The sequence below is a fragment of the Serratia sp. MYb239 genome (genome assembly GCF_002966855.1).
Classification (GTDB): Bacteria; Pseudomonadota; Gammaproteobacteria; order Enterobacterales; family Enterobacteriaceae; genus Serratia_B; species Serratia_B rhizosphaerae.
Map to the genome: position 1 here is coordinate 1342131 of NZ_CP023268.1, position 23351 is coordinate 1365481.

Consider the following 23351-nt stretch of genomic DNA (forward strand, 5'->3'; position numbering starts at 1 on the left):
CTTGATGATAAAACACGGCAGCTTTGCCAATGATGAATGTCAAAAGTCCGGCGATCGCCGGCTTTCAACGCGCGTATTCTAGCAGAAGCCGCAGGGGGTTAATCGTCGGAATAACGTGGATGAATAAAATAAATTCCTTCACCTCTTCATGGATATACGTTATCTTGCTCATCAATTAGGTAACACTATCAACTAATTTCACTTTGTCATCTATTCAACCAAGGAAGATAAATACCGTGGAGATCCGTGATTTTCGGGCGTTGTCGCGCCGTCTGGTGCGTGAACTGGGGATGTTGAACAAGCAGAGCAACGGTTCGCGCTTTTCACCGTTGCAGATTCACCTGATGATTGAAATCAAGGAACAGCCGCTGGGGGTGATGGAGCTGGCGGCCAAACTGTGCATCGATAAGGCCAGCGCCAGCCGGGCACTGCGTTCGTTGGTCAGCGCGCAGATGATCGAGACGGTTGAACACCCGCATGATAAACGCCACAGCCTGCACCGTCTGACCCGGCAGGGGAAACACACGCTGGCGCTGATTGACAGCGATGCCGATAACTTTATGCAGGCGGCGCTGGCGCAGTTGGACGATGATGAACGGGCGGCGACGGTGGCGATGATGCGTAAGTTCAGCGGCGCACTGGCCGGCGCGCGCAAGCAGCGGCAGGCCGAACTGCGGGTGCGGCCGATTTGCGCCGCAGACGATGCGGCGATGGCGCAGCTGATCCGCGACTGTTTCCGTGAATACGGTATGGACACCATGGAGGGCGTCAGTCTGCACGATCCGGATCTGGAGCGGCTGACTGAGGTGTATCAACGCAGCGGCGGTCATTACTGGGTGGTGGAACGGCAGGGGGAAATCGTGGGCGGCGCCGGCATTGCGCCTCTGCTTGGCGGCGAAGCGGATTACTGTGAACTGCAAAAGCTGTTTTTCAAACCCGAAATCCGTGGCTTGGGGATGGCGCGTTACATGGTGGTGCAGGCGATGCGCGCGGCGCGAGCCGCCGGTTACCGCTACTGCTATCTGGAAACTACCGAACAGCTAAAAGAAGCGCTGGGGCTTTATCAGTCGCTGGGCTTTACGCTGCTCAGCGAACGGCGCGGCGCGACCGGTCATCACGGCTGTTCCATCTATATGTTGAAGCCGCTGTAAGGGGCTCTTTCCCTGCGCCAGCCTGGCGCAGCAACGCAAAAGGCGGCTTACGCCGCCTCTTTGCATCTCAGACTCAAACGATTAGTTATAGATAATCGCGGTGCCGTGCATTTTGTTGTTACCGGTTGTCGAGGTGATCTGGAAGGATTTTGCCCCGGCTTTATCGGCTTCTGCCGCCAGTTTGTTTTCCAGGCTGGTCAGGTTGGTTGCGCCGCTGGCGTTAACCACGCCGACTTTCTGCATATTGGCCGGCTGGCTGTCTACCAGTTCTGCGGCAAAGCTGCCGAATGATACGGTGGTAAGGGCTACGGCGGCGATGGTCATTTTCAGGCTTTTCATAATCTTCTTTCCTATCACAAGTTGAATATGGTTGTTGTTTCGCGGAGCGTTAAATTAATTAACGATCGATAATTTAATGTTAGTGTGACCCAGGTCACTTTGCAAGCATTTTTTTAATGTTCATTAATTAAATGGTGTCGGCCGAGCTTGCGGCGGCCGGCGCCATTCAGCGTGAATGGCTGGTAATGTATTGTTATAAAATTATTTTTCCCTGGTGTTGATGGCGTCTGTTGGCGTTGGAGAACTGACATTCCACGGCATGCGGCAGTGAAATTGCCGTTCAGGGCCATCAGCCGTTACCGCCAGCGCGGCGTTTTATCACAACGGCAGGCTGCGACAGCACGACCATCCCGCCGGTGTTAAAAGGGCGGGAGCTGCTATCACGGTGAGTTATTTTATTTATTTCAATTGATTATGTTTTTATGAAGGTGTACCAATAACAACGTTGGCGTTGGCTGCGGTATTAGATAACGTTCGATAACTAAATGTTAGTCGCTTCTCGACGCCGTCGCAATATTTTTTTATAATGAGCGTTAATTTAATTTGGCGGCGCAGACGCGGCGCGCAAGATGAGAGGGATTATGACTATCAAAGAAGAGGTCGCTGCAAAGAAAACCCGCGGCAGACCGAAACAGTTTGATCGCGACCTGGCACTTGACCGCGCACTGGAGCTGTTCTGGCGTCACGGTTATGACGCCACGTCATTGGCCGATCTGGTCGAGGTCACCGGCGCCAAAGCGCCGACGCTGTATGCAGAGTTCGGCAATAAAGAGGGGATGTTCCGCGCGGCGGTGGAACGCTACCTGAGCAAATACACCACCTGCACCAACCAACTGCTTGAACAGCCGCAGCCGATCGCCGAAATCATCGATGCCTATGTGCGCTCCTCCGCGGAAGTGTTTACCGATCCGGAAACGCCGTCCGGCTGCTTTATGGTGTGCGCCTCCGCTGCGCTCTCCTCGTCGTCGGACGACGTCGCCCAGATGCTGCTGCGTAAGCATCATGCGCAGGAAGCCAGCCTGAAGGCCTGTTTCGACCGCAAGGTGCAGCAGGGGGAACTGCTGGCGAAAACCGACACCGCGCTGCTGGCGAAATATGTGATGTGCACCATTGAAGGCATGTCGGTGCAGGCGCGTGAAGGGGCGAGCCGCGCCGAGCTGCTGCGCCTGGTAGATACGCTGATGATGCTCTGGCCGCGCCTGAGCCAGGTGGGCAACCCGGTCTGAGCCTGCCCCGCGCAGTCAGCGCGGGGAAAGCGCCATATGCAGCAGCGGGTAGGGGTTGCCCTGGCCGTCCAGCGGTGAGCGTCCTGTCACCACAAAGCCGTAGCGCTGGTAGAAGCCTACCGCCTGCGGGTTTTGCTCGTTCACATCCAGCACCAATCCGTCGTGGCGCGCCTGCGCATGGTTCAGCAGTGCGCTGCCGACGCCCTGGCCGCGCTGTCCGGCATCGATAAACAGCATCTCCACCTTATTATCATCCAGCGCGATAAAGCCGTTGGGCCGCCCGGCGCTCTCCGCCACCCAGACGCCGAGCAGCGGCAGATAGTGCTCGACCAGCGGCTTGAACTCCGCCATCTGTTTTTCACCGATAAAGTGATGGGTGGCGCGTACCGAACGCTGCCAGATCGCCACCAATTGCGGATTGTCCGCCGGAATACGTTCTCTGATCGTTATCATCCCTGCCTCCTGGGGTAAACTGGCCTAAATGTACGCTGAAATAGCCCGCAACGAAAATCTCCCGGCGACGCCGCAGAAAAAATTTACGGAAAAATTCGCGTAATCGCTGAATTTTTGAGACTTTTACGCGTGATTGTGCGATGAAATGCGTTTTACACTGGCGAAAAGCAAAAATCCTTTTGTATCCTTGATGGTTGAAGCATCAGCTTTGACGATTTTGGACAGTGCGCGGCAGGCGATTGCCGCGCCGTGACCCCTATTGAGGTGATATGAACGAGTCATATGTACTTGCTGAAGTCAGTAATGATAACCAGACGCTGATGGCGGTGGTTCAGCAAGATCACCGGGCTGCCTATTTTTATATTTATCCCGCTGACGCCTTCAGCGAGCGTTTTCAGGTGCGCGCCTGCTGGCTGCGCAATCTGGAGGCCGCGCCGCAGCAGGAAGACCGCGCCGCGCTGGAGATGGGGCAGCCGCCGATGCTGGCCGCTGAGTTTTGCCGCAACCTGGAAGGTGAAGCGCCGCTGCAGCCGGACGGCCTGCAGGTTATCTGGAACGAGAGCGACGACGGCGCGGCGCTGTGGTATTACGGCCAGCTGCTGGCGGTGATCCCCGGCTGGAGCCTGTATATCGACCATTCGGTCTGCTATTCGGCCAGCTGCATTAAAGAAAGCCCGCTGGCCTACCCGCTGGGTTCCGCCTCCACCAACACGCAATATGCGCAGGCCGAGGCCACCCGCCAGTTCTGGCGGCGCTGGCAACGTGAAGAGGGCAACCCGTGGCCGACCATGCAAAGCGAGTATATGGCGCGCTATGAGCAGCATTTCGGCCCGTCGGTGAAGTATTACGCCATCGATCAGGGCAAGTGGCCACCGATGGCGATCTCCCAGCACGAGCGCGACGGCATCTACTATTTCCTCACCATGGGCGTCAGCATCCGGCCGATGCCGTGGATGGAGATCCTGTTTAATGACGACGCTTCCCTGTACCGGCGTATCGAGCTGGGGATCGCCATCGACGGCCAGTATATGACCGAAGAGAACGCGGTGCAGATGGCCAGCGCGCTGGCCGGCGTGGCGCACGTGCCTTGGGCGCAGATTACCTGGTTCGGCGAAGGGCATACGCTGGCGTCGGAAGTGGCGCCGCAGGGCTATGAAGGCTATCTGCTGTCGTCGTCGTTTTATCCGCACCAGCAGTATCTGACGCTGCCGCAGCAGCAGGGCGACCCGGTCAACCTGCTGTGGGCCAGCCCGGTGTTTGCCGGCGAGCGCGAGCTGGCGCAGGCAACGCCGAACGGCGGCCATGAGCTGGTCAGCCGGCTGCGCGAGCAGGGCGTCGATCACATCTTCCGGCCGCGCCAGCCGCTGGCGTGAGCAGGTTAACCCACGGATTAAGAGAGCGCTAATGAAGCCAGCATTATTGATTATTGATGTGCAGAAGGGACTGTTTGTGCCGCCGCCGGCGGATGCCGATGCGGTGATTGAGCGGATTAACCAGCTGAGCGCGCGGGCGCGTCAGTCCGGCGTGCCGGTGATCTTTGTCCAGCATCAGACTGCCGATCGGGAACTGGCGCATGGCAGCGACGGCTGGCAGATTGAGCCGCGTCTGCAGGTGGCAGACACCGATCTGCGGGTGGAGAAAACCACCCCGGATTCTTTCCTGCGCACCAATCTGCAGGCGTTGCTGGAGCAGCACGGCGTAACGCAGTTGGTGATTTGCGGCTACTCTACGGAGTACTGCGTGGACAGCACCACGCGCCGCGCGGCCGGCCACGGCTACCCGGTGGTGCTGGCGGCGGATGCACACACCAGCCATGATAAAGCGCACGCCAGCGGCGACTGGATCCGCAATCACCACAATGCAGCGCTGTCGGGTATGAAAAGCTTCGGCGTGCCGATCCGCGCGCTGCCCGCGGCGGAGATTCAGTTCTGAAATGAAGCGGAGCGCCGACGGCGCTCCGTTTTACCTCACAGGCCGCCGCGTCGCGCCGCCACATTGGCCAGCGCCGACCAGTCCAGTTCCCCCTCACCGTGGGCGATGGCATCCAGAAAATTATCTTTCAGCACGCTGGCGAACGGCATCGGCGTATGGCTGTTGCCGCCGGCCTCCAGCGCCAGACCTACGTCTTTCATCCCCAACGTCAGTTTAAACCCCGCCGGCTGATAGTTCTCCTCGGCGATCAGCGCGCCGTAGCCCTGATAGGCCGGGGCGGAAAACAGGGTGCCGGTCAGCATCTGCAGATAGTCCGCGCCGGATACGCCGTGATTGCGCACCAGCGCGCTACCTTCCGCCATCGCCTCAATGGCGCTTGCCAGCGTGAAGTTGGCGGCGATTTTGACGATATTGGCCTGTTCCGGCCGCTCGCCGAACGGCCAGGTGCGCTGCCCCAGCACGTCGAACAGCGGCTGCACCCGCGCCAGCAGGGCCGGGTCACCGGCGGCCAGAATATTCAGCCGGCCGGCGGCGGCAACGTCGGGACGGCCGAGCACCGGCGCTGCCAGATAGCCGATATTGTGCTGCTGATGCAGTTCTGCCAGCCGCTGCGCCAGCGCCACGGAGATGGTCGCCATATTGACGTGCGCCGCGCCGGGGCGCATCTGCGCCAGCAGGCCGCTTTCCACCACCACCTGTTCCAGCGCTGCGTCGTTGGCCAGCATGGTGATCAAGATATCAACCTCTGCCAGATCGGCGGGCTGCGCCGCCAGTCGTGCGCCGGCGTCGACCAGCGGCTGCGCCGCCTGCGGTGAACGGTTCCACACCGTCAGCGGGTAACCGGCCTGCAGCAGATTATGGGCCATGGCGCGGCCCATACCGCCCAGCCCGGCAAATCCGATTTTCATCATGCGCTCCTGTTGTGAGTTGACAGCTTAACCCTAGCGCAGCGCGGCGGGAACGCAACGCCGGCAATGTAACGTTTTCCTACCGGGGAAAAGGGCGGCGCAGAGGTGCGCCGCCGGCGGGGAGTATTACTGCGCGTCGGTGATCGGCTGTTTCACCACCAGCAGGTAGGAGAGCGCGCCGATCAGGGTAAAGCAGGAGCACAGGGTCAGCGCCAGGCTGAACGAGTGGGTGGTATCGAGGATCCAGCCGGTCACCACCGGCGCGAACGAGGCGAAGATAAAGCTGGCGAAGTTCTGGATACTGCCTACCGAGGCGGTCATGCGCGAGGTGACCGATACGTGGATCAGCCCCCAGCAGGAGGTGCCGGCAAAGTGGATGCAAAACAGCGCCATGCCGATCAGCGTCACCGCGCTGGTGGTGGTGGTGGCCTGCGCCACCACCGAGGTAAAGGCGGCGGACAGCAGCATCCCGGAGACGATGCACAGCTTGCGGCTTTTGACCGGCTCCATGCCGCGTCTGACTAAAAAGTCGGTCACAAAACCGTTGGACAGCATGCCGGCGGCGCCGAACAGAAACGGAATGGCGGCCAGCAGCCCGGTGCTTTTCAAATCCAGGTGGTAGGTGGTCTGCAGGTAGCCGGGCAGCCAGGCGAGATACAGCCAGGCGGTGTAGTTGATGCCGCTGAAGCCGATCATCATGCCCCACATGGTGCGGTTTCTGAACAGCGAGCGCCACTCTTTAAAGCTCATCGGCTCCCGGCGTGCGCTGACGCTGCCGGCGTTGAGGTAGCTCTGCTCCTGTGCGCTGAGGTCGATGTCCTGGCGGTTGCGGTACAGCATGTACCAGCCGATGGACAGGGCGATGCCCAGCAGGCCGATGGTGATAAACATGCCGCGCCAGCCGAACACCAGCATCATGGCGGTGAGGATCGGCGGGCTGATCGCCAGGCCGACGGTGGAGGCGGCGTTGAAAATGCCCATCGGCATACCGCGCTGTTTGATGTTGAACCAGTCATTGATCACCTTGACGCCGCAGGGGTTCATCGGCGCTTCGCCGATGCCCAGCCCGATGCGCACCCAGATAAACTGGGTAAAGTTCTGGATCATGCCGGACAGCGTCTGGAACAGCGACCAGATGAACATGCCGAGGCCCAGCATAATGCGCGGCCCCTTGCGGTCCAGCAGCGGGCCGCAGGGCAGCTGGGCGAGGCCGTAGGCCAGCGAAAAGGCCGACAGCAGCAGGCCGATTTCCGTACCGCTCAGCCCCATCTCTTCGCGGATGGTGGAGTTGGCGACCGACAGCGAACTGCGGTCGAGAAAGTTAATGATCGCGGCTAAAAACAGCAGCAGCATTGCGGTGGTCTGAATTTTCTTGATGCGCGCGGAACGCACCAGCGCGCCGTCGGGAGGCATGGGAACGATCGAATCGGCCGCATCCGGCTCTGTGGCCGTCGGGCGGGTAGCGGTATGAGTTTTTTCCATCATTGTCTCCAGAATTCCACGTTAATAATATTTATCGTTGGGGGCCCGGGATGCAGGGAATGCTTGGTCTGACCGCTAATCAGCCTAAATGGCGCATTTCGCGTCCGAATCCGGGGAGATCGGGTTCCGTGCGGCAGATAGGCTTTTACGGTTTTTTATCGGTTTTTTATTACCGAGCGGGCGTCAGGAGACGGTGTGGGCGAGGGAGCGGATCATCGATTGTTTGGCGCTGTCGAGGTGGCGGTGCAGCGCATGGGTGGCCTGCTGGTCGTTGCGGCAAATCAGCGCGCTGAGAATCGCCATATGCTCCTCAATGGCGATGATATTACGCTGCTTGAGGTCGCTGGCGTCCCACTGATAGTGGAAATGGAAGATGACCGAGATCACCTCCAGCGACTGGTTGAAGAACGGGTTATTGGCGGCGGAGAGGATCAGGCGGTGGAAGTCGCTGTCCAGCGCGGAGAACTGCCGGTAGTGCAGGCTGATATCGTCACGCAGCTCACGGTGGCGGCGCAGCAGCTCTCTGGCCTTCAGCCAGCGCGCATCGTCAGCCGGCAGGTTGAGAAAGCGCGACAGCGCATGGGTTTCCAGTATCTGGCGCAGTTCGAACAGCTGTTCGGCGTAATGCTGGTCGAAGGTTTTCAGGCACCACTGCCCGCGTTTGACGTTGTCGACCAACTGGTAGCGGCTCAGGCGCAACAGAAATTCCCGCACCACCGCCGGGCTGACGTTCATCTGGCGCGCCAGCTGCAGCTCGCTGAAACTGTCGCCGGCGCGCAGCTGTTGCTGGTTAATCAGCTGGAAAAACGCCCGTTCAAAGCGTTCGTTCTGCGCCTCCGGCGACTGCTCGCGGCAGTCGAAACACTCCTCCTCCTGCGGCAGACGGGCGATGACATAGCCGTCGGCCTGCGGCGCCAGTACGCCGGTTTGTTGAAAGTGGGCCAGCGCGTGGCGCACCGTGGTGCGGCTGATGTTGTACATCTCGGCCAGCGTGGCCTGAGAGGGCAGCGGCGAGGTCAGATGGCCCCGTGTCATGCCGTCAATCATCTGATTGATCACCATCTGCCGCAGGTTTTGTGTTCTGCTCATCACGTCTCTCGGCGGTTTTTTCCGGCATTTAAAACCAATTTAAAGCGGTTTATTTTGGACTGAGTCACACTTCCTTATGCTGAAGTCCTGGCGTGGGCGTTTTTTATTGAATAACAAACGCCAGATCACGGGAGGAGTCATCATGGCCACAATGAATACATTGATTTGTCAGCAGCCGAAGCAACTGGTTTATCAACAGCGCCCGGTGCCGGAACCGGCGGCGGGCGAAGCGCTTTTACAGATACACACCGTCGGCATCTGCGGCACCGACATTCACGCGTGGGCGGGGAATCAGCCGTTTTTCGCCTATCCGCGCGTGCTGGGCCATGAAATTTGCGGCCATATCGTCGGCCTGGGCGCGGACGTTGCAAACTGGCGGGTCGGGCAGCGGGTGGCGGTGATGCCTTATCTGTCCTGCGGCAGCTGCGGCGCCTGTCAGAGCGGCCGCGGCAACTGCTGTGAAAATATTTCGGTGATCGGCGTGCACCAGGACGGCGGTTTTTGCGAATACCTCAGCGTGCCGGTCAGCAACCTGCTGGCGGTCGACGATCTGGCGCCCGAAAGCGCCGCGCTGATTGAACCGTTCGCCATCAGCGCCCATGCGGTGCGGCGCGCGGCGGTGGCGCCGGGCGAGCAGCTGCTGGTGGTGGGCGCCGGGCCGATCGGGCTGGGGGTGGCGGCGATTGCCCACGCCGACGGCGCGCAGGTGGTGGTGGCCGATACCAGCGCGGAACGCCGCGCCCATGTGGCGCAGGTGCTGGGGGTTGCGACGCTCGATCCGGCGGACGCCGGCTTTGACGCTGCGCTGCGCGCGCAGTTTTCCGGCATGCTGGCGGCCAAAGTGATTGACGCCACCGGCAACCGGCTGGCGATGAACAACTGCGTCAACCTGATCCGCCACGGCGGCAGCATTGTGTTCGTCGGGCTGTTCAAAGGGGAGTTCAGTATCGACGACCCGGAGTTCCATAAAAAAGAGACCACCCTGATGGGTAGCCGCAACGCGACGCATGAAGATTTCTCCAAAGTGGGGCGGCTGATGGCGGCGGGTAAAATTCGCGCCGAGATGATGCTGTCGCACCATTTTGCCTTCGACACCCTGGCCGAATGCTATGAGCGTGACGTGATCAACAACCGCACGCTGATCAAAGGAGTGATTCACTTCCACAAGTAATGCTGCTTTTCGCCCGGCTATCCGGGCGATACATCACGCCGTCGTCACCTCCCCGCCATAAAACCATCATCCCAATGTCATAAATTTATCCCTAAATAGGTGCCCATCACGAATCGCCAACCTAATGAGATACGGCATATGGCTCAGGCACTGTTAAAACTGGCACCGAGCGAATTCCCGCCCGTGCAGACCCGTACGCGGCGCAAAGTTCTGGAAGTGAAAGGATTGGGCAAAGCCTATAAGGCGCAGCAGCGGGTGCTGGACGATATCAATTTTTCTCTGCACGCCGGCGAGTTTGTGGCGGTGATCGGCCGCTCCGGCGCAGGGAAATCGACCCTGCTGCACACCCTGAACGGCACCATTCCTTCCAGTTGCGGCGAGATGCTGCATATCGATCCGCAGGGCGTGGCGCAGGACATCGCCCAGCTGTCGGCGCGTCAGATGCGCAGCTGGCGCGCCCGCTGCGGCATGATTTTCCAGGATTTTTGCCTGGTGCCGCGGCTGGATGTGATCACTAACGTCTTGCTGGGGCGGCTCAGCCACACCTCGACGCTGAAATCCTTCTTCAAAGTCTTCGACGACGCCGACCGGGCGCGCGCCATTGAACTGCTGCAGTGGCTCAATATGCTGCCGCACGCCTTGCAGCGGGCGGAAAACCTGTCCGGCGGCCAGATGCAGCGCGTGGCGATCTGCCGCGCGCTGATGCAGAACCCGCAGATTCTGCTGGCCGATGAGCCGGTGGCGTCGCTGGATCCGAAAAACACCCGGCGCATTATGGATGCGCTGCGCAAAGTAAGCGAAGACGGCATCGCGGTGATGGTCAACCTGCACTCGGTTGAACTGGTGAAAGAGTACTGCGGGCGGGTGATCGGCATTGCGCAGGGCAAAATCATTTTTGACGGCCACCCGTCGCAGCTCGACGAACAGATTCTGCAGCAACTGTATGGCGAGGAAGTCAGCCAGATCCATTGATCGCCGGAGAGCGGCTTGTGCATTTTTACCGTTACTTTTACACACACAGGGTTATGAGATGATGAAAAAAATAGCGATGCTGAGCGCGCTGGCAAGCGGCGTGCTGATGGCCTTCGGCGCGGCGGCGGCGGATGCGCCCAAAGAGCTGAATATGGGCATTCTCGGCGGGCAGAATGCCACCCAGCAGATTGGCGACAACCAGTGCGTGAAGCAGTTTTTTGATAAGGAATTGGGCGTAGACACCAAACTGCGCAACTCCTCCGACTATTCCGGCGTGATCCAGGGGCTGCTCGGCGGCAAGATCGATATGGTGCTGAGCATGTCGCCGGCGTCGTTCGCCTCGGTATACCTCAAGGATCCGCAGGCGGTGGATCTGGTGGGGATCGCGGTTGATGACGTCGACAACTCGCGCGGCTATCACTCGGTGGTGATCGTCAAGGCCGACAGTCCGTATCAAAAGCTGGCGGATCTGAAAGGGAAATCCTTCGGCTTTGCCGATCCGGATTCCACCTCCGGCTTTTTGATGCCGGATCACGACTTTAAAAAGCAGTTCGGCGGCAACGCGGATAACCAATACAACGGTTACTTCTCCAGCGTGACCTTCTCCGGCGGCCACGAACAGGACATTCTCGGCGTGGTGAACGGTCAGTTTGACGGCGCGGTGACCTGGACCTCGATGATCGGCGACTACAACAGCGGCTACACCAGCGGCGCCTTTACCCGCCTGATCCGCATGGACCAGCCGGATCTGATGAAAAAGATCCGCATTATCTGGCAGTCGCCGCTGATCCCGAACGGCCCGATCCTGGTGCGCAGCGCGCTGCCGGCGGAGTTCAAAACCAAACTGGTCGCCGCCATCAAGAAGCTGGATAAAGAAGATCACGCCTGCTTTGTGAAGGCGATGGGCGGCAAGCAGCATATCGAAGACACCACTCTGGCGGAGTACCAGCCGGTGATCGACCTCAAACGCGCGCTGGCGAAGGGCGAGCGCTGATTCTCTTCCGTACTCCGGCGTCTTGCACGCGCCGGAGTACGGACAGCCATTTTTTTACGACGGATGGACATCCACGTTGAATACCGATTTTGCGCATTACTATCAGCGGATCCGCAGCAAGCAGAAGCGTGAAACGCTGCTTTGGTCGCTGCTGCTGGTGGGGCTGTACCTCGGTGCCGGTACGCTGGCCGAGTTCAATCTGCATACCGTCTGGGTGTCATTGCCCAACTTCTTCGATTATCTGGCGGAAACCGTGCCGGTGCTGCACTGGCGGCTGCTGTTTGCCGACGGGCATACCGAAGGATCGCTGGCGTACTGGGGTTACCGGCTGCATATCCAGCTGCCGCTGCTGTGGGAAACCCTGCAGTTGGCGCTGGCGGCGACCCTGTGCTCGGTGCTGGTGGCGGGGGCGCTGGCCTTTCTGGCGGCGAATAACACCCACAGCCCGGGGTGGCTGCGCTTCGCCATCCGCACGCTGGTGGCCTTCCTGCGCACCATGCCGGAGCTGGCCTGGGCGGTGATGTTTGTGATGGCGTTCGGCATCGGGGCGATTCCCGGCTTTCTGGCGCTGGCGTTGCACACCATCGGCAGCCTGACCAAGCTGTTCTATGAGGCGCTGGAAACCGCGTCGTCGAAGCCGGTGCGCGGCCTGGCCGCCTGCGGCGCCACTCCGCTGCAGCGCATGCGCTTCGGCCTATGGCCGCAGGTGAAGCCGGTGTTTATGTCCTACAGCTTTATGCGGCTGGAGATCAACTTCCGTCAGTCGACCATCCTCGGGCTGGTGGGGGCGGGCGGCATCGGCCAGGAGCTGATGACCAATATTAAACTGGACCGTTACGATCAGGTCAGCATGACGCTGCTGCTGATTATCGTGGTGGTGTCGCTGCTGGATTACAGCTCCGGCAAACTGCGTCAACGCGTGGTGGAGGGCGGAAAATAATGTTCGAGCAAACCGTAAGCACGGAACGGCTGCACACGCTGCGTCAGCAGCACCGGGAGATCTTCAGCCAGCAGCGGCGCTATCTGCGCACTCTGGCGCTGGTCGGCGCGGGGTTTGTGCTGTACTACCTGCTGTTTTTCCACTTCTTCGGCATCTCCTGGCCGCAGTTTCTCACCGGTTGCCAGCAGCTCGGCCGCTACTTTATGCGCATGTTCGTCTGGCACGATTTTTTTAACTGGCCGTTCGGCTACTACTTCCAGCAGATCTTTATCACCCTCGGCATTGTGTTCGCCGGCACGCTCACCGCATCGCTGATTGCGCTGCCGCTGTCGTTCTTTGCCGCGCGCAACGTGATGGCCACGCCGCTGCTGCGGCCGGTCGCCGCCGTGGTGCGCCGTTTGCTGGATGTATTACGCGGCATTGATATGGCGATCTGGGGGCTGATCTTCGTGCGCGCGGTGGGCATGGGGCCGCTGGCCGGGGTGCTGGCTATCGTGATGCAGGACGTCGGGCTGCTGGGCAAACTGTATGCCGAAGGGCACGAGGCGGTGGAAAAATCGCCGGGGCGCGGCCTGACGGCGCTGGGGGCCAACGGCCTGCAGAAGCACCGTTTCGGCATTTTTACCCAATCCTTCCCGACTTTTCTGGCGCTGAGCCTGTATCAGATTGAGTCCAACACCCGTTCGGCGGCGGTGCTCGGCTTCGTCGGCGCCGGCGGCATCGGCCTGGTGTATGCGGAAAATATGCGGCTGTGGAACTGGGATGTGGTGATGTTTATCACCCTGGTGCTGGTGGTGGTGGTGATGACGATGGATAAAATCTCCTCGCTGCTGCGCAACAAATATATCATCGGCGAAGATATCCCGCTGTACCAGGCGAAACGCCAAATCGATTGAGAAACCACGCGCCTGTCCCTATACTGCCGCACTTATTCTGACGTGCGGCAGTCGTTTTACCCGCTGCACGTCATCCGATTACCCGTTAAAGGCAATGCCATGATTAACAATGACGTCCTGCGCAGCGTGCGTTACATGCTGAAAATCAACGACGTAAAAATGGCGGACATCGCCAAACTGGACGGTTTCGACGTTGACGCCGCAGCGATGGGCGCTTACATCATCAAGGAAGGCGAACCGGGCTTCCAGAAGTGTCCGGATGAGGTGATGGGGCATTTCCTCAACGGCCTGGTGTTCTTCAAGCGCGGCAAAGACGATAAATTTCCGGCACCGCCGCTGGAGCTGCCGATCACCAATAACCTGGTGTTGAAGAAGCTGCGCGTGGCGTTTGAACTGAAGGACGTCGACCTGTTCCAGATTTTCACCGCGGTGGATTTCCGCATCTCCAAGCCGGAGCTGAGCGCGCTGTTCCGCAAGCCGGGCACCAAGAACTATCGTCCGTGCGGCGATCAGATGCTGCGTTACTTCCTGAAAGGGCTGGCGCAGCGGGTGCGCGGCGAGTAACGCGCGCGGAATACGGTATCTCGGCGCCTCCTGAGGGAGGCGCTTTTTTTTTTGCGGCGCGCTAGTTGAGCGGCTGCAGATGGCGCAGTTCAATATAGCCGCGCGTCTTGCCCATCGGCGGCTGGTTGGCGGCATCATAGAGTGCGACCTGCACCCAGTCGGCGTTGACCTGCCTGATTTGCACCAGTGGCCGGTCGCCGGAGAGTTGGGCGACGGCCTCGGCGCTGCTATCGGGCGCGGCTCTGAGCACGGCGCCGCCGTCGTCCGCTTTTAGCTGATAGCTGAGCAGCCAGGGGTAGGACTGACAGCCGCTTTGCTTTTCCAGTTGTTCAATATCGAAAGGCTGCGGCGCTTTGGGCGTAAATGCGGCCTTTTGCGCCTCATAAAAGTCCAGGCCGCACTCGTTATATGCGGTTGACTCGCTAACCTTCAGCGTACCGTAATACTCCACGTGCCCCTGCCGCCGGGCGATAAACTCCGGGTGATCCTGCTGCAGCCGTTTGAGATCGAGAGCGGGCTGGCGCAGGTTGATGACTTTTCCCTTGGCGGCCGACGACTCATCCGGGAAGAAACGGTATGTCAGCTGCGGCTGATTGACGTCTTCATGCCAGATAGGCAGCCAGTAGGCCTGCAGCACGCCGTTGAACGTCTGCGCTTCGGCCAGCGCCGGCTGCACGCCGAGGGACAGCAGCAGGGCGAGCATCAGTTTTTTAATCATAATCCCTCCGAAGTGGTGCAGCCAGAATAGCAAGATTTGATCGTCAGGCTGAAATTACTGATTCCTTTGCTGGTGATAAAGTTTTGCAGCTCTTTTAACTTTTTGACGCTGTTGCCGACAAAATCAACTCCCCTGGATGAGCCAATCAGCAGGCATCCGTCGGTATCGCGGGGGAAGTTGCCGTTGTGAATTAAGATATTGCGGGATTCAGGGACGGTCGCATTAAACAGCAGCGGGACAGGATTATAGGGGCTGACCGTAGGAATACTGCTGTAATGCCATTTTATCGAATAATTCCCCTCGGGAATTCTTTTCCTTTGGTATGATTCTTGAGTATCAGGCCCGGGCCTTTCTAAGAAGTATCCTTTAATAGAGCTGCCGGTGATCTCATAGCTGCTTATCGTAGAGTTATCTGTTTGCCAGATGCGGGTAATGATAATTGTATGCTTTGCCATAATTAATATCCTTATTTATATACCTTGTCCTGTGGGGTGATGATTTCCTGATGCTTTTCTAGAGGGGGTCTTACTATAACAGGCTAACAACTGAATGAAAAAACTAACTGGTGTCCGGTGGTGATTTTCGTATTATTCTGTTAAGTATTGATGGTGTGATTACCGTTTTTATTCTTGTGCTTTAATGGAGTTAATTAAGTGGTGGTTGGTGTATTAATATTTAGGCGTAGGTTTGTGGTTGTTTAATTATAAATTAATATATTTTAATGCTCCGGTTTTCCCGTTACTGATTCCGCCAATCTATAAATATACTGAGGCCTCTCCGATGTTTATCAATGGATAGCGAAAGGTAAATACACGGGCATCTGATCGATAGGCGTTTTTCTGCACCTTTTTTGTTCATCACCTGCGCGCCGTTGGTGCGCGTTTTTTGCACTCGCCGCGCATTGTTTTTAATTAATCATTTAAAATCAAATAAATAAAAAACTGGCACGGGCGTTGCTCTGCTGGATTCAATCTTGTGTACTAGATGGAATTCAGCCGATGACCCAGCCTGTTAAGCAACACGGATTTACCCTCAGCGAGTGGCAGCGCTACTACCAGACTCAGCCAGCGGCGGAGCGTATCGCCTGCGTCGCCGCCACGCTTTCTCAACTTGTCGCCAGCCTTGACCGTAACGACAACGCCTGGATTTACCTGCCCGACGCGCGGCAGTGTGAGGCGCAGTATCAGCAACTGGCGCAGCGCCTGGCGGCGGTAGCCGGGGACCTCAGCCGCCTGCCGCTGTTCGGCGTGCCGTTTGCGGTTAAAGACAACATTGATGTCGGCGGCTGGCCAACGTCGGCGGCCTGCCCGGCATTTACCTATCAGGCCGATGAGGATGCCGCCGTCGTCGCCAGGCTGCGCGCCGCCGGCGCTGTCGTTATCGGCAAAACCAACCTCGATCAGTTCGCCACCGGTCTGGTCGGCACCCGTTCGCCGTATGGCGCGGTGGTGAACAGCTTCAATCCGCAGTATGTCAGCGGCGGCTCCAGTTCCGGCTCGGCGTCGGTGGTGGCGCGCGGGCTGACGCCGTTTGCACTCGGCACCGACACCGCCGGCTCCGGCCGCGTACCGGCCGGGTTTAATCATATCGTCGGTTTAAAACCAACCAAAGGCTGGCTGTCGAACCGCGGCGTGGTGCCGGCCTGTCGCCTTAATGACTGCGTCTCCATCTTTGCGCTGACGGTGGCCGACGCTGCTTGCGTCGCTGAACTGGCCGGCGGCTATGATGCCGACGACGCCTATTCCCGCGTGAATCCACAGACGGCGCCGGCGGATCTGCCGGCCGCGCCGCGCTTTGCCGTGCCGGATGCGCCGTCGTTCTGCGGCGACCCGCAGGCAGAGCAGGCGTTTCAGGCGGCGCTGACGCAGCTGCGGGAGGGCGGCGCGCAGTTGGAAACGATCGATTTCACCCCGTTCCGTCAATTGGCGCAGCAGCTGTACGAAGGGCCGTGGGTGGCCGAGCGCACCGTGGCGGTGGCGGGCATGCTCAGCGATGACCCCGAGGCGATGGACCCGGTGGTGCGCGATATTGTCGGCAACGGCCTGCATTACAGCGCCTGCGATGCCTATCGTGCCGAATACCTGCGCGCCGAGCTGGCGCGTGAGATCAACCGGCTGCTGGCGCAGTTCGACGCGCTGGTGGTGCCGACCTCACCGACGATCCGCACGCTGGCGGAAATGGCGCAGGAGCCGGTGTTGTTCAATTCGCAGTTCGGCACCTACACCAACTTCACCAATCTGGCCGATCTCAGCGCGCTGGCGCTGCCGGGGGCGCTGCGCGCCGATGGCCTGCCCGCCGGCATCACGCTGATCGCGCCGGCCTGGCACGATCGCGCGCTGGCGGCATTCGGCCAGCGCTGGCAGCAGCAACTGGGGCTGTCGCTCGGCGCTACCGGGCGTGCGCTGCCGGCACAGCCGCCGCTGGCGCCTGCGGCGCAGCATGTGCGCGTCGCCGTGGTGGGCGCGCACCTTCGCGGTATGCCGCTCAACGCGCAGCTGACGCAGCGGCAGGCGGTGCTGGCGGAGCAGACCACCACCGCGCCGTGTTACCGGCTGTATGCGCTGGCCGATACGCAGCCGCCGAAGCCGGGTCTGGTGAAAACGGAGGACGGCGCGGCAATTGAGGTGGAGCTGTGGGACATCCCGCTGGCGCGCTTTGGCGAGTTTGTTGCCGAAGTGCCGCCGCCGCTGGGCATCGGCACGCTGCTGCTGGCGGACGGGCGACGGGTGAAAGGCTTTATCTGCGAGCCATGGGCGCTGGCAGGGGCGACGGATATTACCGCATTTGGCGGCTGGCGCGCATATCGCGCCGGCGCAGAGAAGGAGGCTTGAGCATGTTTACCACCGTATTGATTGCCAACCGCGGCGAAATCGCCTGCCGTGCGATCCGCACCTTGAAACGTCTGGGCGTGACCAGCGTGGCGGTTTACTCCGATGCCGACCGCAATGCGCCGCACGTGAGCGCAGCGGATCACGCCGTGGCGCTGGGGGGCGACAAGGCCGCCGACAGCTATCTGCGCATTGACAAAATTCTGGCGGCGGCGGCGCAGACCGGCGCGCAGGCGATCTACCCCGGCTACGGCTTCCTGTCGGAAAGCGCCGAATTTGCCGATGCCTGCGCTGCGGCCGGCGTGGCGTTTATCGGCCCGACGGCGCAGCAAATCCGCGAGTTCGGCCTTAAGCACCGGGCGCGTGAACTGGCGGCGGCGGCCGGGGTGCCGATGACGCCGGGCACCGGCCTGCTGGCGAATGTGGAAGAGGCGGTCAGCGCGGCGGCGCGCATCGGCTATCCGGTAATGCTGAAAAGCACCGCCGGCGGCGGCGGCATCGGCCTGACGCGCTGCGATAACGAAGCGGCGCTGCGCGAGGCCTATGACGGCGTCAAACGCATGGGTGAACAGTTTTTCCGCGATGCCGGCGCGTTTCTTGAGCGCTTTGTCGACCGGGCGCGCCACGTCGAGGTACAGATTTTCGGCGACGGTCAGGGACGGGTGGCGGCGCTGGGCGAGCGCGACTGCTCGCTGCAGCGCCGCAACCAGAAGGTGGTGGAGGAGACGCCCGCGCCGCATCTGCCGGCGGCGACCCGTCAGGCGCTGCATCAGGCGGCGGTGGCGCTGGGGGAATCGGTCAGCTATCGCAGCGCCGGGACGGTGGAGTTTATCTATGACGCCGGGCGCGATGAGTTCTATTTCCTGGAGGTGAACACCCGTCTGCAGGTGGAGCATCCGGTGACGGAGATGGTGACCGGCCTGGATCTGATTGAGTGCATGCTGCAGGTGGCGGCGGGCGATGAGCCGGACTGGACGGCGCTGCTGCGCGCACCGCGCGGGGCGGCGATCGAGGCGCGCATTTATGCGGAAGATCCGCTGAAGAACTTCCAGCCCAGCCCCGGCGTACTGACCGAGGTGGCGTTTCCGCCGGAGACGCGCGTCGACGGCTGGGTCAGCAGCGGCAGTGAAGTTTCCGCGTTTTATGACCCGCTGATCGCCAAACTGATCGTCTACGGCGAGGATCGGGCCACGGCGCTGGCGAAGATGCAGCAGGCGCTGGATGCCACGCGGCTGCACGGCATCGCCACCAACCTGGACTATCTGCGCCAGGTGGTGGCGACCGACGCTTTCCGCGCCGGCGAGGTCTGGACCGGCCTGCTGGACGAATTCGTCTATCAGCCTCACTGCATCGAGGTGCTGCAGCCCGGCACTTACAGCAGCGTGCAGGACTACCCCGGCCGCCTTGGCTACTGGGATATCGGCGTGCCGCCGTCCGGGCCGATGGATGATTTCGCCTTCCGTCTGGCGAACCGCATCGTCGGCAACCATCCGAGCGCCGCCGGGCTGGAATTTACCCTGCAGGGGCCGACGCTGCGCTTCCATTGCGACGCCACCATTGCGCTGACCGGCGCCGACTGCCCGGCGACGTTGGACGACGTGGCGCTGGAGTACTGGCGGCCGGTGGCGGTGCGCGCCGGGCAGGTACTGACGCTCGGCCGCGCCAGCCACGGCTGCCGCACTTACCTGGCGGTGCGCAACGGCATTGACGTGCCGCTCTATCTGGGCAGCCGCTCCACCTTCGCGCTTGGCCAGTTCGGCGGCCACGCCGGCCGTACGCTGCGGGTGGCCGATATGCTGTCCGTCGCCCGGCCTCAGCTGCCCGCCAGCACCACGCCGGCGCCGATCGCCGCGCCGCAGGCGCTGGACGCCAGCCTGATCCCGCAGTACGGCGAGGTCTGGCATATCGGCGTGCTGTACGGCCCGCACGGCGCGCCGGACTTCTTCACCGAGGAATCCATCGACGCCTTCTTCGCCAGCGAATGGCAGGTGCATTACAACTCCAACCGGCTGGGCGTGCGCCTGTCCGGACCGAAGCCGGCGTGGGCGCGGCAGGACGGCGGCGAGGCCGGCCTGCACCCGTCCAACGTGCACGACTGTGAATACGCCATCGGCGCGATCAACTTTACCGGCGATTTTCCGGTGATCCTGACCCGCGACGGGCCGAGCCTCGGCGGCTTTGTCTGTCCGGTGACCATCGCCCGCGCGGAGCTGTGGAAAGTAGGGCAGGTGAAGCCGGGCGACCGCATCCGCTTTCACCCCATCAGCTTCAAGCAGGCGCAGTCGCTGGAGCAGGCGCAGCTCGGCAGCATTGAGGCGCTGGCGGCGGTAAAAGCCATCTCGTTGCCGCCGCCGTCGCTGGCGCCGACGGGGACGGTGTCGGCCGCGGTGCTGGCACGCCTTGAGGCGGATAACGGCCTGCCGGCGGTGACCTATCGCCAGGCGGGGGACGGCTACCTGCTGATGGAGTACGGCGACAACGTGCTGGATCTGGCGTCGCGTCTGCGTATCCATCTGCTGATGCAGTCGCTGCAGGCGCAGCCGATAGCCGGCGTTGAGGAGCTGGCGCCCGGCGTGCGTTCGCTGCAGATTCGTTATGACAGCCGCATCATCGCTCAGCAGGAGCTACTGTCGCGGCTGCTGACGCGCGAGCGCTCGCTGGAGGACGTCAGCAATCTGAAGGTGCCGACGCGCATCGTCCATCTGCCGATGGCCTTTGAGGACAGCGCGACGCTGGACGCGGTGGAGCGTTACCGGCAAACCGTGCGCGCCGAGGCGCCGTGGCTGCCGAATAACGTCGATTTTATTCAGCGCATCAACGGGCTGAGCCGCCGTGAACAGGTGCGCGACATCCTGTTTGACGCCAGCTACCTGATTCTCGGCCTGGGCGATGTGTATCTCGGCGCGCCCTGCGCGGTGCCGCTGGACCCGCGCCATCGCCTGCTGAGTTCGAAATACAACCCGGCGCGCACCCACACCGCCGAAGGCACCGTCGGCATCGGCGGCATGTATATGTGCATCTACGGCATGGATTCGCCGGGGGGCTATCAGCTGGTCGGGCGTACGCTGCCGATCTGGAACAAGTTCCTGACCAATCCGCAGTTCAGCGCCGGCGAACCGTGGCTGCTGCGCTTTTTCGATCAGGTGCGTTTTTACCCGGTCAGCGAGCAGGAGCTGGAGGCGCAGCGCGAGGCGTTCCGCGCCGGCCGCATGACGATCCGCATAGAGCACAGCGAGTTCGACTTTGCCGAGTACCGCCGCTTCCTGGCGGATAACGCCGGCGAGATCGACGCGTTCCGCCAGCGGCAGCAACAGGCGTTCACCGGCGAGGTGGCGCGCTGGCAGACACAGGAAAGCGAGCCGGAAGCGCAGCTTTTGCCGGCGGCGGATGAAGAAGAGGTGGACGGCGATCTGGTCAGCGCCGACCTGAACGGCAACGTCTGGAAGGTGTTGGTCGAGCCGGGCCAGGCGGTGGCCGCCGGCCAGCCGCTGATCGTGGTGGAGGCGATGAAAATGGAGCTGGCGGTCACCGCGCCGCGCGCCGGGGTGATCAAGCGCATCGGCTGCCAGCCGGGGCGGCCGGTCGGGCCGGGCGACGCCTTGCTGTGGCTGGAACGTGCCGGATGAGGAGACCATGATGCAACTGACCAATAACCGCCATAAGGCGCGGCCGGAGGGGCTGGCGGAGCGCATCTACCAGCAGCTGAAGGATGACATTTTCGATTTTCGCCTGCTGCCGGGCGACCGCTTCAGCGAGAGCGAGATTGCCGGGCGGATGGCGGCCAGCCGCACGCCGGTGCGTCAGGCGCTGTTCCGGCTGGAGCGGGAGGGCTACGTCGACGTGCATTTCCGCAGCGGCTGGCAGGTGCGGCCGTTTGATTTTGACTATTTCGAACAGTTGTACGACCTGCGCATCGTACTGGAGCGGGAGGCGCTGAAGCGTCTGTGCGCCCGCCCGGCGGGCGAGACGCCGCCGGCGCTGGCGGAGCTGACGCGTTTTTGGATCGACGCGCCGCGCCTGGAGGACGGCAAAAGCGTCTCGCGGCACGACGAACAGTTTCATATGGCGCTGGTGGCCGCCGCCGGCAACGGCGAGATGGCGCGTATTCACCGCGACGTCACCGAAAAAATCCGCATCATCCGCCGGCTGGACTTTACCCAGGATCAACGGGTCGATGCGACCTATCAGGAACACGCCGCGATTCTGCGGGCCATTTCGCAACGTCACACCGAGGAGGCGCAAACGCTGCTTAGCGATCACATTGCCGTCAGTAAGGCCGAAGTCCGAAAAATAACCCTGCACCGCCTGCATCAGGCGCGTTTACAGCAGGGGCCAGCGTCTTGATCACTTTCACCAGGAGTCGAATTATGCCACATCGTCATTTTATCAAAGCCTGCGCCCTGTCCGTCAGCCTGCTCGGCATCGGGCTGGCGTGGAGCGCACAGGCCGCCGACACCATCAAGGTCGGCATTCTGCACTCGCTGTCCGGCACCATGGCCATTTCGGAAACGCCGCTGAAGGACGTGGCGCTGATGACCATTGACGACATCAACGCCAAGGGCGGGGTGCTGGGGAAAAAGCTGGAGCCGGTGGTGGTCGACCCGGCCTCCAACTGGCCGCTGTTCGCCGAGAAGGCGCGCCAGCTGCTGACTCAGGATAAGGCGGCGGTGGTGTTTGGCTGTTGGACCTCGGTATCGCGCAAATCGGTGCTGCCGGTGTTCGAGGAGCTGAACGGCCTGCTGTTCTATCCGGTGCAGTATGAAGGGGAGGAGATGTCGCCGAACGTGTTCTATACCGGCGCGGCGCCGAATCAGCAGGCCATTCCGGCGGTGGAATATCTGATGAGTGAAGACGGCGGCGGCGCCAAGCGCTTCTTCCTGCTGGGCACCGACTACGTTTACCCGCGCACCACCAACAAGATCCTGCGCGCCTTTTTACATACGAAAGGCGTACAGGATAAGGATATCGCCGAGGTCTATACGCCGTTCGGCTATAGCGATTATCAGACCATCGTCGCCAACATCAAGAAATTCGCCGCCGGCGGCAATACGGCGGTGATCTCCACCATCAACGGCGACTCCAACGTGCCTTTCTATAAAGAGCTGGCCAATCAGGGCATCAAGGCCACCGACGTGCCGGTGATCGCCTTCTCGGTCGGGGAGGAGGAGCTGCGCGGCATCGATACCAAGCCGCTGGTCGGCAATCTGGCGGCGTGGAACTACTTCCAGTCGCTGGATAATCCGACCAACCAGAAGTTTGTCGCCGAGTGGCGCGCCTATGCCAAGGCGCACAACCTGCCGAACAGCGCCAATGCGGTCACCAACGATCCGATGGAAGCGACCTATGTCGGCATCCATATGTGGGCGCAGGCGGTGGAAAAAGCCGGCACCACCGACGTCGATAAGGTGCGCGCCGCGATGGCCGGCCAGAGCTTTGCCGCGCCGTCGGGCGTGACGCTGACGATGGACGCCGTCAACCACCACCTGCACAAGCCGGTGATGATTGGCGAAATTGAAGACAACGGTCAGTTCAACGTGGTGTGGCAGAGCGAGCAGCCGCTGCGCGCGCAGCCGTGGAGCCCGTATATCGCCGGTAATGATAAAAAGTCTGACCGGCCGGTGAAAGGGGGCAATTAAGCGTGCCGCGTCGCCGGCGTGCGGCTTGTCGCGCCCGCTGACGCACCGACAA

21 protein-coding genes are annotated in these 23351 nt (G+C 61.1%); 14 read left to right on the forward strand and 7 right to left on the reverse strand.

Annotation, left to right across the window (positions count from 1 at the left end; translation table 11 throughout):
- The first annotated feature begins 236 nt into the window (after positions 1 to 236).
- The gene (locus tag CLM71_RS06455) at positions 237 to 1151 is read left to right on the forward strand and encodes a helix-turn-helix domain-containing GNAT family N-acetyltransferase (RefSeq protein WP_105230263.1); all 915 of its coding nucleotides are present in this window, start codon (positions 237 to 239) and stop codon (positions 1149 to 1151) included.
- Between the two features lie 81 nt (positions 1152 to 1232).
- Here CLM71_RS06455 and CLM71_RS06460 read toward each other — a convergent pair whose 3' ends face one another.
- Complete coding sequence (locus CLM71_RS06460) at positions 1233 to 1490, reverse strand: YdgH/BhsA/McbA-like domain containing protein (protein WP_105230264.1); 258 nt, start codon at positions 1488 to 1490, stop codon at positions 1233 to 1235.
- Between the two features lie 581 nt (positions 1491 to 2071).
- Between CLM71_RS06460 and CLM71_RS06465 the strand changes: the two genes are divergently transcribed.
- Positions 2072 to 2716, forward strand: coding sequence for a TetR/AcrR family transcriptional regulator (locus CLM71_RS06465; protein ID WP_105230265.1), 645 nt, complete (start codon positions 2072 to 2074; stop codon positions 2714 to 2716).
- Between the two features lie 15 nt (positions 2717 to 2731).
- Here the strand turns inward: CLM71_RS06465 and CLM71_RS06470 are convergent, their stop codons facing one another.
- Positions 2732 to 3169 carry an acetyltransferase gene (locus CLM71_RS06470; RefSeq protein WP_105230266.1) on the reverse strand — a complete coding sequence of 146 codons (438 nt, stop codon included), beginning with the start codon at positions 3167 to 3169 and terminating at the stop codon, positions 2732 to 2734.
- Positions 3170 to 3438: 269 nt separating this feature from the next.
- Between CLM71_RS06470 and CLM71_RS06475 the strand changes: the two genes are divergently transcribed.
- On the forward strand, positions 3439 to 4542 hold the full coding sequence (locus CLM71_RS06475; RefSeq protein ID WP_105230267.1) for a suppressor of fused domain protein: 1104 nt from the start codon (positions 3439 to 3441) through the stop codon (positions 4540 to 4542).
- Between the two features lie 31 nt (positions 4543 to 4573).
- The gene (locus CLM71_RS06480) at positions 4574 to 5101 is read left to right on the forward strand and encodes a cysteine hydrolase family protein (RefSeq protein WP_105230268.1); all 528 of its coding nucleotides are present in this window, start codon (positions 4574 to 4576) and stop codon (positions 5099 to 5101) included.
- Between the two features lie 35 nt (positions 5102 to 5136).
- On the opposite strand, the gene CLM71_RS06485 is transcribed toward CLM71_RS06480, so the two are convergent.
- The 3 genes from CLM71_RS06485 to CLM71_RS06495 all read right to left on the reverse strand — a co-directional run bounded on the left by CLM71_RS06485 (position 5137) and on the right by CLM71_RS06495 (position 8580).
- A complete protein-coding gene (locus CLM71_RS06485; RefSeq protein ID WP_105230269.1) occupies positions 5137 to 6009 on the reverse strand; it encodes an NAD(P)-dependent oxidoreductase in 873 nt (290 codons plus the stop codon).
- Positions 6010 to 6135: 126 nt separating this feature from the next.
- Positions 6136 to 7491, reverse strand: a complete 1356-nt coding sequence (locus CLM71_RS06490) for an MFS transporter (RefSeq protein WP_105230270.1) — start codon at positions 7489 to 7491, stop codon at positions 6136 to 6138.
- Positions 7492 to 7674: 183 nt separating this feature from the next.
- Positions 7675 to 8580 carry a GntR family transcriptional regulator gene (locus CLM71_RS06495; protein WP_105230271.1) on the reverse strand — a complete coding sequence of 302 codons (906 nt, stop codon included), beginning with the start codon at positions 8578 to 8580 and terminating at the stop codon, positions 7675 to 7677.
- A 142-nt stretch (positions 8581 to 8722) separates the two neighbouring features.
- Between CLM71_RS06495 and CLM71_RS06500 the strand changes: the two genes are divergently transcribed.
- From CLM71_RS06500 to CLM71_RS06525, 6 genes are all read left to right on the forward strand, one after another.
- A complete protein-coding gene (locus CLM71_RS06500) occupies positions 8723 to 9751 on the forward strand; it encodes a zinc-binding alcohol dehydrogenase family protein (protein WP_105230272.1) in 1029 nt (342 codons plus the stop codon).
- Between the two features lie 138 nt (positions 9752 to 9889).
- Positions 9890 to 10723 carry a phosphonate ABC transporter ATP-binding protein gene (gene phnC, locus CLM71_RS06505; protein ID WP_105230273.1) on the forward strand — a complete coding sequence of 278 codons (834 nt, stop codon included), beginning with the start codon at positions 9890 to 9892 and terminating at the stop codon, positions 10721 to 10723.
- A 61-nt stretch (positions 10724 to 10784) separates the two neighbouring features.
- Positions 10785 to 11717 carry a phosphonate ABC transporter substrate-binding protein gene (gene phnD, locus CLM71_RS06510; RefSeq protein WP_105233237.1) on the forward strand — a complete coding sequence of 311 codons (933 nt, stop codon included), beginning with the start codon at positions 10785 to 10787 and terminating at the stop codon, positions 11715 to 11717.
- Between the two features lie 76 nt (positions 11718 to 11793).
- Positions 11794 to 12657: a phosphonate ABC transporter, permease protein PhnE gene (gene phnE / locus CLM71_RS06515; RefSeq protein WP_105230274.1), complete on the forward strand. Its 864-nt coding sequence runs from the start codon at positions 11794 to 11796 to the stop codon at positions 12655 to 12657.
- Positions 12657 to 13553 carry a phosphonate ABC transporter, permease protein PhnE gene (phnE, locus tag CLM71_RS06520; protein ID WP_105230275.1) on the forward strand — a complete coding sequence of 299 codons (897 nt, stop codon included), beginning with the start codon at positions 12657 to 12659 and terminating at the stop codon, positions 13551 to 13553. Before phnE (CLM71_RS06515) ends, phnE (CLM71_RS06520) begins: the two co-directional genes overlap by 1 nt.
- A gap of 99 nt (positions 13554 to 13652) precedes the next feature.
- Entirely contained in the window at positions 13653 to 14117 is a 465-nt protein-coding gene (locus CLM71_RS06525; protein ID WP_105230276.1) for a DUF1456 family protein, read from the forward strand.
- Between the two features lie 61 nt (positions 14118 to 14178).
- Here CLM71_RS06525 and CLM71_RS06530 read toward each other — a convergent pair whose 3' ends face one another.
- On the reverse strand, positions 14179 to 14835 hold the full coding sequence (locus CLM71_RS06530) for an SH3 domain-containing protein (RefSeq protein ID WP_105230277.1): 657 nt from the start codon (positions 14833 to 14835) through the stop codon (positions 14179 to 14181).
- Entirely contained in the window at positions 14832 to 15290 is a 459-nt protein-coding gene (locus CLM71_RS06535; protein WP_105230278.1) for a DUF5675 family protein, read from the reverse strand. The genes CLM71_RS06530 and CLM71_RS06535 overlap by 4 nt, the downstream gene beginning before the upstream one ends.
- Before the next feature lie 543 nt (positions 15291 to 15833).
- On the opposite strand from CLM71_RS06535, the gene atzF reads away from it, so the two are divergent.
- Genes atzF through urtA form a run of 4 tightly spaced genes read left to right on the forward strand, consistent with a single transcriptional unit; the run spans position 15834 to position 23299 of the window.
- A complete protein-coding gene (atzF, locus tag CLM71_RS06540) occupies positions 15834 to 17666 on the forward strand; it encodes an allophanate hydrolase (protein WP_105230279.1) in 1833 nt (610 codons plus the stop codon).
- Between the two features lie 2 nt (positions 17667 to 17668).
- The gene (gene uca / locus CLM71_RS06545) at positions 17669 to 21289 is read left to right on the forward strand and encodes an urea carboxylase (RefSeq protein ID WP_105230280.1); all 3621 of its coding nucleotides are present in this window, start codon (positions 17669 to 17671) and stop codon (positions 21287 to 21289) included.
- A 10-nt stretch (positions 21290 to 21299) separates the two neighbouring features.
- Complete coding sequence (locus tag CLM71_RS06550; RefSeq protein ID WP_105230281.1) at positions 21300 to 22007, forward strand: GntR family transcriptional regulator; 708 nt, start codon at positions 21300 to 21302, stop codon at positions 22005 to 22007.
- A gap of 23 nt (positions 22008 to 22030) precedes the next feature.
- On the forward strand, positions 22031 to 23299 hold the full coding sequence (urtA, locus tag CLM71_RS06555) for an urea ABC transporter substrate-binding protein (RefSeq protein WP_105230282.1): 1269 nt from the start codon (positions 22031 to 22033) through the stop codon (positions 23297 to 23299).
- Positions 23300 to 23351: the final 52 nt, after the last annotated feature.

Coding starts and splice junctions, on each gene's coding strand:
- CLM71_RS06460 (WP_105230264.1), bottom strand. CDS start 1,490: ATGAAAAGCCTGAAAATGACCATCGCCGCCGTAGCCCTTACCACCGTA.
- CLM71_RS06465 (WP_105230265.1), top strand. CDS start 2,072: ATGACTATCAAAGAAGAGGTCGCTGCAAAGAAAACCCGCGGCAGACCG.
- CLM71_RS06470 (WP_105230266.1), bottom strand. CDS start 3,169: ATGATAACGATCAGAGAACGTATTCCGGCGGACAATCCGCAATTGGTG.
- CLM71_RS06475 (WP_105230267.1), top strand. CDS start 3,439: ATGAACGAGTCATATGTACTTGCTGAAGTCAGTAATGATAACCAGACG.
- CLM71_RS06480 (WP_105230268.1), top strand. CDS start 4,574: ATGAAGCCAGCATTATTGATTATTGATGTGCAGAAGGGACTGTTTGTG.
- CLM71_RS06485 (WP_105230269.1), bottom strand. CDS start 6,009: ATGAAAATCGGATTTGCCGGGCTGGGCGGTATGGGCCGCGCCATGGCC.
- CLM71_RS06490 (WP_105230270.1), bottom strand. CDS start 7,491: ATGGAAAAAACTCATACCGCTACCCGCCCGACGGCCACAGAGCCGGAT.
- CLM71_RS06495 (WP_105230271.1), bottom strand. CDS start 8,580: ATGAGCAGAACACAAAACCTGCGGCAGATGGTGATCAATCAGATGATT.
- CLM71_RS06500 (WP_105230272.1), top strand. CDS start 8,723: ATGGCCACAATGAATACATTGATTTGTCAGCAGCCGAAGCAACTGGTT.
- phnC (WP_105230273.1), top strand. CDS start 9,890: ATGGCTCAGGCACTGTTAAAACTGGCACCGAGCGAATTCCCGCCCGTG.
- phnD (WP_105233237.1), top strand. CDS start 10,785: ATGAAAAAAATAGCGATGCTGAGCGCGCTGGCAAGCGGCGTGCTGATG.
- phnE (WP_105230275.1), top strand. CDS start 12,657: ATGTTCGAGCAAACCGTAAGCACGGAACGGCTGCACACGCTGCGTCAG.
- CLM71_RS06525 (WP_105230276.1), top strand. CDS start 13,653: ATGATTAACAATGACGTCCTGCGCAGCGTGCGTTACATGCTGAAAATC.
- CLM71_RS06530 (WP_105230277.1), bottom strand. CDS start 14,835: ATGATTAAAAAACTGATGCTCGCCCTGCTGCTGTCCCTCGGCGTGCAG.
- CLM71_RS06535 (WP_105230278.1), bottom strand. CDS start 15,290: ATGGCAAAGCATACAATTATCATTACCCGCATCTGGCAAACAGATAAC.
- atzF (WP_105230279.1), top strand. CDS start 15,834: ATGACCCAGCCTGTTAAGCAACACGGATTTACCCTCAGCGAGTGGCAG.
- uca (WP_105230280.1), top strand. CDS start 17,669: ATGTTTACCACCGTATTGATTGCCAACCGCGGCGAAATCGCCTGCCGT.
- CLM71_RS06550 (WP_105230281.1), top strand. CDS start 21,300: ATGCAACTGACCAATAACCGCCATAAGGCGCGGCCGGAGGGGCTGGCG.
- urtA (WP_105230282.1), top strand. CDS start 22,031: ATGCCACATCGTCATTTTATCAAAGCCTGCGCCCTGTCCGTCAGCCTG.